Source organism: Candidatus Symbiopectobacterium endolongispinus (genome assembly GCF_018777385.1).
Classification (GTDB): Bacteria; Pseudomonadota; Gammaproteobacteria; order Enterobacterales; family Enterobacteriaceae; genus Symbiopectobacterium; species Symbiopectobacterium endolongispinus.
On record NZ_JAFJYB010000002.1, the window covers coordinates 654,332 to 667,444 of the forward strand.

The 13,113-nt window shown below is 52.4% G+C and carries 9 protein-coding genes and 4 pseudogenes; 10 read left to right on the top strand and 3 right to left on the bottom strand.

The window, feature by feature from the left end:
• Positions 1–46: 46 nt before the first annotated feature.
• The 4 genes and pseudogenes from JZM30_RS10000 to JZM30_RS10015 all read left to right on the top strand — a co-directional run bounded on the left by JZM30_RS10000 (position 47) and on the right by JZM30_RS10015 (position 4,102).
• A complete protein-coding gene (locus JZM30_RS10000; RefSeq protein ID WP_252318511.1) occupies positions 47–898 on the top strand; it encodes a MetQ/NlpA family ABC transporter substrate-binding protein in 852 nt (283 codons plus the stop codon).
• Positions 899–981: 83 nt separating this feature from the next.
• Positions 982–1,984 (top strand): annotated as a pseudogene (locus JZM30_RS10005) (methionine ABC transporter ATP-binding protein); the annotation flags it as partial.
• 33 nt (positions 1,985–2,017) lie between these two features.
• A complete protein-coding gene (locus JZM30_RS10010; protein ID WP_252318818.1) occupies positions 2,018–2,626 on the top strand; it encodes a methionine ABC transporter permease in 609 nt (202 codons plus the stop codon).
• Between the two features lie 306 nt (positions 2,627–2,932).
• Positions 2,933–4,102 carry a serine hydrolase gene (locus JZM30_RS10015; protein WP_252318819.1) on the top strand — a complete coding sequence of 390 codons (1,170 nt, stop codon included), beginning with the start codon at positions 2,933–2,935 and terminating at the stop codon, positions 4,100–4,102.
• Here the strand turns inward: JZM30_RS10015 and deoR are convergent.
• Both deoR and JZM30_RS10025 read right to left on the bottom strand, forming a co-directional pair.
• Positions 4,099–4,871 (bottom strand): annotated as a pseudogene (gene deoR, locus JZM30_RS10020) (DNA-binding transcriptional repressor DeoR). The gene JZM30_RS10015 and the pseudogene deoR sit on opposite strands and share 4 nt — an antisense overlap.
• 236 nt (positions 4,872–5,107) lie before the next feature.
• Positions 5,108–6,792, bottom strand: a pseudogene (locus tag JZM30_RS10025) (aspartate:alanine antiporter).
• Positions 6,793–7,153: 361 nt separating this feature from the next.
• On the opposite strand from JZM30_RS10025, the gene JZM30_RS10030 reads away from it, so the two are divergent.
• Complete coding sequence (locus JZM30_RS10030) at positions 7,154–7,522, top strand: inner membrane protein YbjM (protein WP_252318512.1); 369 nt, start codon at positions 7,154–7,156, stop codon at positions 7,520–7,522.
• A gap of 63 nt (positions 7,523–7,585) precedes the next feature.
• Here JZM30_RS10030 and JZM30_RS10035 read toward each other — a convergent pair whose 3' ends face one another.
• Positions 7,586–7,849, bottom strand: coding sequence for a GrxA family glutaredoxin (locus JZM30_RS10035; RefSeq protein ID WP_195312865.1), 264 nt, complete (start codon positions 7,847–7,849; stop codon positions 7,586–7,588).
• A 262-nt stretch (positions 7,850–8,111) separates the two neighbouring features.
• Between JZM30_RS10035 and nfsA the strand changes: the two are divergent.
• The 5 genes and pseudogenes from nfsA (at position 8,112) to potG (ending at position 13,101) form a co-directional block, all read left to right on the top strand.
• A pseudogene (gene nfsA / locus JZM30_RS10040) lies at positions 8,112–8,832 on the top strand (oxygen-insensitive NADPH nitroreductase).
• 18 nt (positions 8,833–8,850) lie between these two features.
• On the top strand, positions 8,851–9,723 hold the full coding sequence (gene rimK / locus JZM30_RS10045) for a 30S ribosomal protein S6--L-glutamate ligase (protein ID WP_252318513.1): 873 nt from the start codon (positions 8,851–8,853) through the stop codon (positions 9,721–9,723).
• A 107-nt stretch (positions 9,724–9,830) separates the two neighbouring features.
• Positions 9,831–10,310: a YbjN domain-containing protein gene (locus JZM30_RS10050; RefSeq protein WP_222161021.1), complete on the top strand. Its 480-nt coding sequence runs from the start codon at positions 9,831–9,833 to the stop codon at positions 10,308–10,310.
• Between the two features lie 383 nt (positions 10,311–10,693).
• Positions 10,694–11,803, top strand: a complete 1,110-nt coding sequence (potF, locus tag JZM30_RS10055) for a spermidine/putrescine ABC transporter substrate-binding protein PotF (RefSeq protein ID WP_252318514.1) — start codon at positions 10,694–10,696, stop codon at positions 11,801–11,803.
• 164 nt (positions 11,804–11,967) lie between these two features.
• Entirely contained in the window at positions 11,968–13,101 is a 1,134-nt protein-coding gene (gene potG / locus JZM30_RS10060; RefSeq protein ID WP_252318515.1) for a putrescine ABC transporter ATP-binding subunit PotG, read from the top strand.
• Positions 13,102–13,113: the final 12 nt, after the last annotated feature.

The following is a 13,113-nucleotide window of genomic DNA, read 5'->3' on the forward strand; positions in this document are numbered from 1 at the left end:
CGGATTTTTCATAATGCAGTACACAATATAAAACAGGGAAACCACAATGACTTTGACCCATCGTTTTCGCGCTTTACTGGGCGCAGCGCTTCTTTCCGCACTGCCGTTTGTGGCGGGCACTTCCACGGCATTCGCCAGCACCGATCCGCAGACGTTGACGTTTGGTGTGGCACCCGGTCCTTATGGCGACATGGTAAATCTGACCATCAAACCGCAGCTTGAGAAAAAGGGCTACAAAGTGGTAGTACGCGAGTTTAGCGACTACGTGCAGCCCAATTTGGCGCTGGCAAACGGCAGCATTGATGCCAACCTGTTCCAGCATTCGCTCTATCTGGAAAAGTTTGTGGCTGACAAAGGCTTGAAATTGGAGATGTTGATCATCGTGCCGACCGCGAGCATGGGGTTCTACTGCAAAAAAATCCACTCGCTGGACGAGTTGAAAAAAGGCGATGTGATTACGTTGTCCAACGATGCGACCAATCTGGCTCGCGGACTGCGTTTTTTGCAATCGCTCGGGTTGATCACCATCAAACCGGAACTTGATGCTACTAAAGCATCAGAAAAAGATATTGTTGATAACCCACGTGGTCTGGTATTCAAACCGCTGGAAGCAGCCCAACTGCCGCGCACGCTGGATAGCGTCACCGCATCGCTGGTTAACGGTAACTTTGCGTTTGCTGCTGGGCTGAAACTGTCCACCGCGCTCAAGCTGGAAACGTTGGACGAAAACCTGAAAAACGTGATTGCCGTGCGCGCGGACGATATTGATAAGCCGTTCGCCAAAGATATCAAAGCCGCAGTGGAATCCGAGGAGTATGCTGCTGCAATCAACGCACCGGGCAGCGTGTTCAGTGAATTCCAGAAGCCAGAATGGACGAAGGCGCGTGCCGCACAGTAAGTCGGTATAAGTCCGATAGCGTGTCATTATCCCGGCCTTTGGCCGGGATAATGTTTTTGGCCGGATAAAACAGAGAATCGGTGATGATAGAACTTAACGCGATTAGCGTGAATTTTTCGCAGGGGAAAGTGGGCGCAACGGCGGCGGTAGGTAACGTCAGCTTGCGTATCCAGCAGGGCGAAATTTTTGGGATTGTGGGTACCAGCGGTGCGGGAAAAAGTACCCTGTTGCGTACCATTAACCTGTTGCAACGCCCTACGAGCGGCAGTGTCACGGTGAATGGCGTCACGATCAGTGATTTAAGCGGCAGTGAGCTGCGCCGCGCCCGTCAGAGCATTGGCATGATTTTTCAGCATTTCAATCTGATGCAGACGCGTACCGTGGCGGAAAACGTCGCGTTCAGTTTGAAAGCAGCGGCAAATCTCCACAGGAAATTGCCCAGCGCGTGCCTGAAATGCTGAGCCTTGTCGGATGTCCGATAAGGCGGATGTCTATCCTTCCCGTTTGAGTGGTGGGCAGAAACAGCGCGTCGGCATCGCACGCGCGATTGCTAACCATCCCGAAGTGCTGCTGTGCGATGAGCCGACCTCGGCCCTCGATCTGGAAACCTCTGCCGCCATCCTGGTGCTGCTCAAAGAGATTAATCAGCGCCTGGGGATCACCATTGTGCTGATTTCTCATGAAATGAGCGTCATCAAGACGGTGTGCGATCGCATGGCGGTAATGACGCAAGGCCGCGTAGTGGAAGAAGGTGAGGTGTTCGATGTGTTTGCTGCACCACAACATCCGTTCACGCAACAGTTGGTCTCCCACACGCTGAATCTGTAATTGCCCGCTCGCCTGAAAGAAGAGCTGCAAGGCACGTTGCTGAAAATCCTGTTTATCGGCGATTCCGCCGAGCAGCCGGTGTTATCTGATGTGGCAGTGCGCTATGGCGTTTCGGTCAACATCTTGCACGGCAAGATTGAATATATTGGCAACCGTGCGTTAGGTATTCTTGTGGTGTTACTGACCCACCCGACGGATAGCGAGCAACTGGCTGCCGCTATCCATTATGTTCAGACCCGCACGGCGCGCGTGGAGGTTGACCTGACCGTTGCGTTTGGCGAAACCTTTCAGATGGTCAGCATCGCGACGCTGTGCGCCATTGTCGGAGGCCTACCTTTGGGTCTGTTGATCTTTGTCACCGACAGAAACCTGTTTTGGCAAAACCGTGCGGTGTATTTATGCAGCACGATTTTGGTCAACATTATCCGCTCTATCCCGTTTGTCATCCTGCTGGTGTTGCTGTTGCCGCTTACCCAGATTTTGCTGGGTAACACCATCGGTCCGGTGGCGGCATCGGTGCCGATGTCGGTAGCGGCGATGGTGTTTTATGCGCGTCTGGTGGACAGCGCCCTGCGCGAAGTCGACCCCGGCATTGTCGAAGCGGCCGAAGCGTTCGACGCCAGCCCAATTCGTATTATTGCGACCGTACTGCTGCCGGAAGTCAAGGCAGGTTTGTTGCGCGGTCTGACCATCACCCTGGTCAGCTTGATTGGCTACTCCTCGATGGCGGGTATTGTGGGCGGTGGTGGCGTCGGTGATTTAGCGATCCGCTTTGGTTATTACCGCTATGAAATGCAGGTGATGGTGGTGACCGTGGTAGCGCTGGTTATTCTGGTGCAAGTGGTGCAGATGCTGGGTGACTGGTTTGCCAAGCGTGCGGATAAACGCGCTCGTCGCTAACGTTCTGTTACCGGCGCGCGGTCCATGCCGCTTGCCGGTTATCCCTTCCTTCCATGAGAAAACTCTCATAACGTATTTATAAATCAGCGTATTTTTTAGACGCTTTCATTTCTTTGAGTATCTTTACAGAGTAGGGCGTTTCATTGTCGGGCGGCGGACGGTAACGTTTACAGCTTATTGCCATTCGTTGCAAAGAATATCGAAATCTGATCAGATTAACTGCACGACTTACGACATGGAGGACGCATGAACACCACGGCCCATTTCCCCCAGGCGCGATTTTCCAAGGCCGCGTGCTCCAGCTTGATGCTATGCAGCGCAACGCTGCTGTGGCTGGCGCTAACCCCACACGTATACGCCGAACAGGCACCTGCCGCGCCGCAGATCGAAGCTAAAGCCTTTATTCTCATGGATTACCACAGCGGCGTGGTTCTTGCGGAACAGCGAGCGGATGAGCGACTAGATCCCGCCAGCCTGACGAAAATGATGGCAAGCTACGTTATCGGTCAGGCGATAAAAACGGAAAAAATTAAACCAGACGATCTGGTTACCGTCGGTAAAGATGCTTGGGCAACGGGTAATCCGGTGCTGCGGGGATCGTCGCTGATGTTTTTGAAACCCGGCGATAAAATTCCGGTTTTGGAACTGAATAAAGGCATCGTTATCCAATCGGGCAATGATGCCAGCATTGCGTTGGCCGACTATGTGGCGGGCAGTCAGGATGCGTTTGTCAGCCTGATGAACAACTATGTCAAATCACTCAACCTCACCAATACCCACTTCCTCACCGTGCACGGACTGGATGCTGCTGGCCAGTACAGCACGGCGCGTGATATGGCGCTGCTGGGGCAGGCGTTGATTCGCGATGTGCCGGAAGAGTACGCCCTGCATAAAGAAAAAGAATTCACCTTCAATAACATTAAGCAGCCCAACCGCAACCGTTTGTTGTGGAGCAGCAACCTGAATGTTGACGGCATCAAAACCGGGCATACCAGTGGTGCTGGACACAATCTGGTGGCATCCGCGACGGAAGGTAACATGCGGTTAATTTCTGTGGTACTGGGCGCACCGATGGATGCCATTCGTTTTCGCGATAGCGAAAAGCTGCTGACCTGGGGTTTCCGCTTCTTCGAAACAGTCACGCCAGTTCAGGCCAATACCACGTTTACCACACAGCGTGTCTGGTACGGTGCGCAGAGTGAAGCACGGTTAGGGGTTGCTGACGATGTCGCACTGACGGTGCCTAAAGGGCAAATGCGCAACCTGAAAGCCAGTTTTACTCTGGCGTCGCCACATCTACAGGCTCCGTTGGCGAAAAACCAGGCAGTCGGTACTGTGGATTTCCAGTTGGATGGCAAAGTGATTGCCCAACGACCGCTGGTGGTGCTGGATGACGTGCCTGAAGCCGGTCTGTTCGGGCGACTGTGGGATGCGATATGGCTAACCCTGACCAAATGGTTTGGCGGCTGGTTTTAACAGCCGGGATAGATCAGCATGATGCCGTTGTCGAGCGCGAAATCCTGATAGGTGCCATGCGGGGCGCAGTCGGTCACCAGCATATCGAACTGCGTCAATGCGCCGATAGCGGCAGGCTGTATCCGGCCAAACTTGCTGCTGTCGGCCACCAGAATAGTGCGCTGAGATAGCGCCATCGCCCGGTGTTTGATATCCAGCTCTGCAAAATTAAAACAGGTTGCTCCCCGTTTGAGATCGACCCCTGCCGCCGAGATGAACGCTTTGTTGGTGCAGATCGGGTCCAGTTCACTCTGCCGGGTCAGCGGCGTGAAAATCGCATTATCGGGGTGGAATTCCCCGCCGCACAAAATGACTTTGGCAGCGGGTTTGGCTTGCAGCGCCAGAAAGGTGTTCAGGGAGTAGCAGACAGCGGTAAACGGCAGATCTTCATCGATGGCATCGATAACAAAGGACAGGGTGGTGCCGCAGTCAAAAAAACGGTGTCGCCCGCCTCGACCAGTTGTGCCGCCAGGCGGCCCGCCACACGTTTCTCCGGCACCTGTTGGTTCTGCTGATCGGACACAAAGTAGTGACCAATGGCGCTGCTCTGCGGATCGTTAAACACGTAGCCGCCCAAGAGAATCACGCTGGCTGGCGTGGCGTTCAGGTCGCTACGCACGGTCATTTCGGATACGCCCAAAAATTCTGCTGCTTGTTTCAAGTGCAGCCGATCGCCATTCTTCAATGCCTGAGTCAGTTTGTTGATCCGTGCTGCGCGCCGAGTTTCCATCGTGTGGTTATCCCTTGTGAGTTCGGCGTAAGCATAGTATCATCCAATAGAATCGGGTCGCAAAGAGAAGTCTGGTGGGTAAGAAAAGGCCCATCATTCTTGAACCTGAAAAGGCTGGAACGGCGGGTTCCTTAATAAGGGGATTTCAAAGAAAAGCAGCGGCACTTATTCAGACGCTTTGCATGCGAAAAAGTTCGGTCTTATTTAAAGAATAGTGACAATTTTTTTCAACCCGCTTAAAACGGCAGTTCAGGCCAGATAATGACAATCAGCGAACCAGCTAATGTCAGCAACACGTTAGCGATGGCATAAGTGCCCGCATAGCCGAGCGCCAGGATATTACTGCGTGCGGTATCACTGATGATATCCATTATGGGCGCACAGGTACGCGCACCCATAATGGCGCCAAACAGCAGCGCCCGATTCATGCGTAGCACATAGGCACCAAACAGGAAACAGATCACCACCGGGATCAGGCTGATTGCCAGTCCTGCAAACAACATTTGTACGCCCACGGAGCCAAAACCGGTGCCGATGGTGCTGCCAGCGCTCAGGCCAACGCCCGCCATAAACATTATCAGACCAAACTCTTTTACCATATTCAGCGCACCCTGCGGGATATAGCCAAAGGTCGGGTGGTTGGCGCGTAGGAAGCCCAGCATGATCCCGGCAAACAGCAACCCGGCTGCACTGCCAATTGCAAAATTGAAGTTACGGAACTGGAAGGTGATAAGCCCGACCATGATGCCGATGATAAAGAAGGCGCAGAACGCGAGCAGATCGGTAACCTGACTGTGGATGGAAATAAACCCGATGCGATCGGCGATGCTTTTCACCCGCCGGGCATCGCCGCTCACCTGTAGTACATCCCCTTTGTTCAGCACCACACCATCATCAATGGGCATTTCGATCTGGTTGCGTACGATTCGGTTTAAAAAGCAGCCGTGGTCGGTCAGTTTTAGCTGGCTGAGGCGTTTGCCGACGCCGTTGTTGTTTTTGACCACTATCTCTTCGGTGACGATGTGCATATCGAGCAGGTCGCGATCGAACACTTCCTTGCCGTCACGGAAATTGGAATTGAGACGAGCATGGGCATCCGGGTAGCCCACCAGCGCAATTTCATCACCCAGTTGCAAGGTGGCATCCCCATCGGGCGTGGCGAGAATGCCGTTACGGCGCAGACGCTCAATGGAGCAGCCGGTTTGCCGGTAAATGCCCAGCTCGCGCAGATTTTTTCCGTCAGCCCAGGCGACCAGTTCCGGTCCGACGCGATAAGCACGGATAATGGGGAGATACACTTTACGTTGGCTGTCGGGATCGAGACCGCGTTCATGTGCGATTTGTTGCGCGCTGGTCGGCAGATAGCGCGCGCCAAAAATCAGGCTGACCAGCCCGATCAGATAGGTAAGCGCATAGCCAAGGCTCAGGTGATCCAACTCGACGCTGAGCTGCGGATCGACACTGTTAGCATTGCGCAGCGCATCTCCGGCTCCGACCAGCACGGGCGTTGACGTCATTGTACCCGCCAGCATGCCTGCTGTCAGGCCGATATCCCAACCGAAGAGCTTGCCCAACAGCAGTGCCAGCGCTGAGCTGAGCTGAGCTGAGCTGAGCTGAGCTGACTAACACTAAGGCCAGGGCGAAATAGTTTTTACCGTCACGAAAAAAAAATGGAGAAAAAATTAGGGCCCGCTTCGATACCGACGCAAAAAATAAACAGCATAAAACCAAGATTCAGCGCATCGGTATTTATGGCAAAATGTTGCTGTCCTAATAATAACGACACCACTAAAACACCAATGGAATTACCCAGTTGAACGCTGCCTAGCCGTATTTTCCCCAGGCACAGCCCCAATGAGAGCACCACAAATAACAGCAGTATGTAATTCCAGTTTAACAACTCAGCGACGTTTATATTCATGGCCTGTAACGTGTTGTTTACTAGTAAGTTCTTGATATCAATGAAGGTAAGGGCTAAATTTATTGCCATTCACTCAGAATACTCACTGTAGGGCAATGGCGGAACAGGGCGTGAAGAATCCGGCAGAGGAAGCGCGTGATTCGGCACAGGTACCATCCGTTTCCTGAAAATAAATTGCCTGAAGCGTAGCAAGAGTGCTGCCATTTTAGTTGGGTGTTTGTGTTACAGCCAGCCTTTATTTTATAAAAAGTGATGCCGCCTTGCTTGTTGTTATATCATGGATATTCCGATGTTGTTACGATTAAATACACCTTACTCGACCTCGTCTTGCGATGTCGGCGTGAGGCAAAGAGAGGCGAATATGGGAAGCAATAAGGGGGGTGGGTGCAACCTGCTGTTTTTTTTGTTGTTTACCGTGGTGTTTTTGAGTCAAAAAATGGATGTCTTTTCCACAACGGAAACGGGATTTCGGGGAGAGCCTGGAATGATGTTGTTTTTGCTGCCCGGCATTGTAGCCAGCGGTTTATCGGCACGCGGCCGCTTGCGTTATCCCTTTCTCGGCGAACTGATGGCCATGCCGCTGTGCCTGATTATCCTGCATTTTTGGCGCACACCGATGAACGCGTTCTGGCAGGAATTGGCCTATGTGATGAGCGCCGTGTTCTGGAGTCTGATGGGCGCGCTGGTGTTTTTGTTCGTCTACGTCTCGTGCCAGCTGTATTTTCGCTGAAGATAAAAACACCAAAGGCGCAGGGTGCGCCTTTGGTCAGTATGTTGTCGATGCGTTACCGTTTTACTGAAACAGGTTCAGGTTCGCTTTGGCATAGGCTTCGAAATCGGTGCAACCGCCGATGTGTTTTTCGTCCAAAAAGATCTGCGGAACCGTCTCAACCGGCTTACCCACGGTTTTAGACAGGTCGTCTTTGGTGATTCCTTCTGCGTGAATATCAACGTAGCGGAAACTGAAGTCGTCACGTTGTTCGGTCAGTTTTTCTGCCAGCGCTTTGGCGCGAACACAGTAAGGGCAGCCAGGGCGGCCAAAAATAACAGCAAACATGTTAACTCTTTATCAAAACAAAAGGCTGTAAACGATATTATCCTCGTCTTTCTGTGGGGCCACTATACCCCCATCTACGCTGAAAAAAAGTAGTAAATCCCTGTTACATTAATATGTGATGGCTATCAAACCACATAACATACGCTGAGTAGCATTGGTCAGTTGCGACGGCTGACTTATACTGCCTGTTAAGCGCCTGGCTATCCGGTTCACTAAGCCGACCCCGCGATCTTCAGGACACACCATCATAAGGACACGAGGCGTGACGCCAACTATCGATCTTCTGCTAAACCATCGATCTATTCGTGCTTTTAGCACACAGTCCATTGCGCCAGATGCGCGCGACGCCATTATTGCTGCTGCCCATAGCGCGTCCAGTTCGAGTTTTTTACAATGCAGCTCCATTATTCGCATTACCGATCCTACGCTGCGCCAAACGTTGGTCCATTATTGTGACGATCAGCAGCATGTAGCCGCCGCCTAGTTTTGGGTGTTTTGTGCCGATTTCCATCGCCACCTGGACATTTTTCCGCAGGCGCAAACCGGGATGGCAGAGCAACTGCTGCTGGGATGTGTAGATACAGCGCTGATGGGGCAGAACGCACTGGTCGCGGCTGAATCTCTGGGGCTGGGCGGGGTATTCATCGGCGGTATTCGCAATCACATTGCCGATGTCACCTCGCTGTTGGCGTTGCCACAGCAAGTCTTGCCGCTATTTGGCCTCTGTCTGGGCTACCCCTGCCGCGACGCCAGACCTCAAACCGCGCTTGCCCGCCTCGCTGGTGGTACATGAGAATGGCTATCAACCGTTAGATAAAGCGGCGTTGGCACGGTATGACCAGCAATTAGGAGATTACTACCAGCAGCGTGGCAGTAATCGTCGTCGCGACACCTGGAGTGAGCACGTGCAGCGCACACTGCAAAAAGAGCTGAGGCCCTTTATTCTGGACTACTTGCATCAGCAAGGCTGGGCAATCCGCTAAAACGTTGGTGAGGAACTGATGAAGATCGCCATTTTATCACGGGACGGCAGTCTGTACTCCTGCAAGCGGCTGCGTGAGGCCGCAGAAGCACGCAAGCACGTTGTTAATATTATTGATCCGCTCTCGTGCTATATGAACATCAACTCTGCTGCACCCACGGTGCATTATCGCGGCCGCCAGTTGGTAAAATACGATGCGGTAATTCCTCGCATCGGCTCGCAAATTACCTTTTACGGCACCGCAGTGTTGCGCCAGTTTGAAATACTGGGAAGCTTTGCGTTGAACAACGCGCTCTCAATCACTCGTGCGCGGGATAAGTTGCATTCGCTGCAACTGCTGGCGCGCGATGGCATCGATTTGCCAATCACCGGTTTTGCGCATTCACCGGACGATACCAGCGATCTGATCGATATGGTGGGCGGAGCACCGCTGGTGGTTAAACTTGTGGAGGGCACTCAGGGGATAGGTGTGGTGTTGGCGGAAACGCGTCAGGCGGCCGAAAGCGTGATTGATGCATTTCGCGGCCTGAATGCGCACATTCTGGTTCAGGAGTATGTGTGCGGGGCGCAGGGTAGGGACATTCGCTGTCTGGTGATTGGCAATGAAGTCGTCGCGGCCATCGAACGTCAGGCCAAAGAAGGGGATTTCCGTTCCAATTTGCACCGTGGCGGCACCGCGCGCCCGGTCATTATCACGGAGCGTGCCATTGCAGTGGAAGCAACGCAAACGCTGGGCTTGAGCGTGGCGGGCGTGGATATTTTGCGCGCGACGCGTGGGCCGCTGGTGATTGAGGTAAACGCTTCTCCCGGTCTGGAAGGGATAGAACGCACTACCCAACTGGATATTGTCGACATGATGATGGATTTCATTGAGCAGCATGCGCGCGATTGAATGTCGCCAGCATGATAGGCAATCCCGCTTTTCTATTGGTATCGTACGCAAATTTTACGTAAGCTAGTAAGGTTTTTACGTTACAGGCGCAAATGAGGCAAATTATGATGGATTCACTCATCGTTCCGGATCTGAATCTGCTGCGGCGGTGGTTGGATCAACTCAATATTCTCTATTTTGAATGTGACTCCTGTCAGGCGTTGCATTTGCCCCATATGCAGAATTTCGATGGTATTTTCGATGCCAAGGTCGATCTGGTGGACGGTGTTGTTTTATTTTCTGCGCTGGCCGAGGTGAAGCCCAGCGCCTTGATTTCGCTGGCGGGCAACCTGAGCCAAATCAATGCCAGCTCCTTGACGGTGAAAGCCTTTCTTGATGTGCAAGACGATAATCTGCCAAAGCTAATCGTTTGTCAGACGCTCGACGTGGCGGCAGGCGTGGTCATTGAGCAGTTCCGCCACTTTATGCAGCAGTCAGAAGAGCAGATCTCCATGGTTATTCTGGAAGCCTGTGCTAACAATATGCTGTTTCTCGGTGAAGAAGAAGAGACCTCTCCTGCGCGCACTCTGTCACACAGTCTGCATTGATTCTGTTGCTGCCTGCGGGCAGCAATCATTTTTTCTTATTTCCCTGTTGCCTTTGGTTTATTCTGCTAAAAATCTTTTTTTCGATATATTCCACCGCCCAGAGTTAAGACTTCCCGTTCACCGCGCCAACTCCTGCATAATTAATCGATAAAAGCCGTTTTTTACGTTGCACATATAGCACCGCGAACACGAGGCGGTTATGCTAACTTCCTGTGACCGTCAGGTGATGACAATGCATTTATGTCTGTGTGTACTATGATTATTTTAGTGCATAGCCATTCAACATCCCCGCCTGTCGGCGCGATAAATTCAGGTATGTGTCCGGTATCGTCCTGATACGGATTTTATTCCATGATTCACCCCTGGTATGGAGGAAGGAACGGATGTTCACCCAACGTAAAACATGGCTCTCTGGTGTTGTTGCCGGCTTGATGATGGCCGCGTCCGTCACCGCATCTGCGGAAGAAAAAACGCTGCATGTGTATAACTGGTCAGATTACATTGCGCCGGACACCCTGAGCAATTTCCAGAAAGAAACAGGCATCAAAGTCGTTTATGACGTGTTTGACTCCAACGAAGTGTTGGAAGGCAAACTGATGGCGGGCAGCACCGGTTTTGATCTGGTCGTGCCTTCTGCCAGCTTTCTTGAGCGTCAGCTTGCCGCTGGTGTTTTCCAGCCGCTGGATAAAAGCAAACTGCCTAACTACAAAAACCTCGATCCTGAGCTGATGAAGCTGATTTCTCAGCACGATCCTGACAACAAATATGCGATTCCCTACCTGTGGGCCACCACAGGCATTGGCTTTAACATCGATAAAGTCAAAGCCGCGCTGGGTGCGGATGCGCCAATCGACAATTGGGATCTGGTGTTGAAGCCGGAAAATCTGGAAAAACTGAAAATCTGTGGCGTTGCCTTCCTGGATGCGCCAGAAGAGATTTTCGCGACCGTGCTGAATTATCAGGGTAAAGATCCGAACAGCACCAAGGCCTATGATTACAGCAAAGGTGCAACTGACCTGCTGCTGAAATTACGCCCGAGCATCCGCTATTTCCACTCTTCGCAGTACATCAACGATCTGGCTAACGGTGACATCTGCGTGGCTATTGGCTGGGCCGGAGACGTGAAACAGGCGGCTAACCGTGCCAAGGAAGCGAAGAACGGTGTGAACATTGGCTACAGCATTCCGAAGCAAGGGGCTCTGGCATTCTTTGACGTGCTCGCGATGCCAGCGGATGCCAAGAACAAAGAGGAAGCTTACCAGTTCCTTAACTACCTGATGAAACCGGAAGTGATTGCCAATATCAGCAATTACGTCTTCTACGCCAACGGTAACAAAGCTTCCGTGCCACTGGTTGATGAAGCGGTGCGTAACGATCCGGGCATCTTCCCGCCGGATGACGTGCGTGCCAAGCTGTTTACGCTCAAAGTGCAATCACCGCAGATTGATCGCGCGCGTACCCGTGCCTGGACCAAGGTAAAAAGCGGCAATTAACTGTTTTTGTACGTTGAGATTATGTGATAATCCGCAGGCGGCTAATCCCCGCCTGTTTGTGCTGTATGTGGTGTAACGCATGGAGGGAGAGAGGGGGCTTGTCGTAGATCCTTCTCCACCGTGGGTTATTCGTTTGTTCTGCTTTTGCCGGAGAGCAATGCTAAGTGAATGATGCAATTTCCCGTCCCCAGCCTAAAACGCAAAAGGCCGTAACGCCACTGTTGGAAGTGCGCAATTTGACCAAATCCTTTGACGGTCAGGCGGCGGTGGATGATGTAAGTCTGACTATCTACAAAGGTGAGATTTTCGCACTGCTGGGGGCTTCCGGCTGTGGTAAATCCACCTTATTACGCATGTTGGCTGGTTTTGAACACCCTACTCAGGGGCAGATTGTGCTGGATGGGCAGGATCTGTCGCTGGTGCCGCCCTATCAGCGCCCCATCAATATGATGTTTCAGTCCTATGCCCTGTTTCCGCATATGACGGTTGAGAAGAATATAGCGTTCGGTTTGAAGCAGGACAAGCTGTCCCGCGCTGAAATTAAAGACCGGGTGGAAGAAATGCTGACGTTGGTGCATATGCGGGAGTTTGCCGGACGCAAACCGCATCAGCTCTCCGGTGGTCAGCGTCAGCGCGTGGCACTGGCGCGCAGTTTGGCGAAACGCCCGAAACTGCTGCTGCTGGATGAACCGATGGGCGCACTGGACAAAAAGCTGCGCGACCGTATGCAACTGGAAGTAGTGGATATTCTTGAGCGTGTCGGCGTGACCTGTGTGATGGTAACCCACGATCAGGAAGAGGCCATGGCCATGGCCGGGCGCATCGCCATCATGAATCGCGGCAAGTTTGTGCAAATTGGCGAGCCGGAAGAGATTTACGAACACCCGACCACGCGTTTCAGCGCTGAATTTATAGGCTCGGTCAATATGTTTGAAGGGTTGCTGAAAGAGCGTCAGGACGATGCATTGATTATTCAGAGCCCGGGTCTGGTTCATCCGCTGAAAGTGAATACTGATGTTTCTGTGGTAGATGGCGTACCGGTGCATGTCGCATTGCGCCCCGAAAAAATCATGCTGTGTGAAGAGGTGACCGAAGACGTCTGTAACTTTGCTGTCGGTGAAGTGGTGCATATTGCTTATCTGGGCGATCTGTCGATTTACCATGTGCGTCTCAACAGTGGGCAAATCATCAGTGCCCAGCTGCAAAATGCTTACCGCTATCGCAAAGGCGCCCCCACCTGGGGTGACGAAGTGCGCTTGTGTTGGGAAGCATACAGCTGTGTGGTGTTGACGGTGTGATAGGGCGAGATA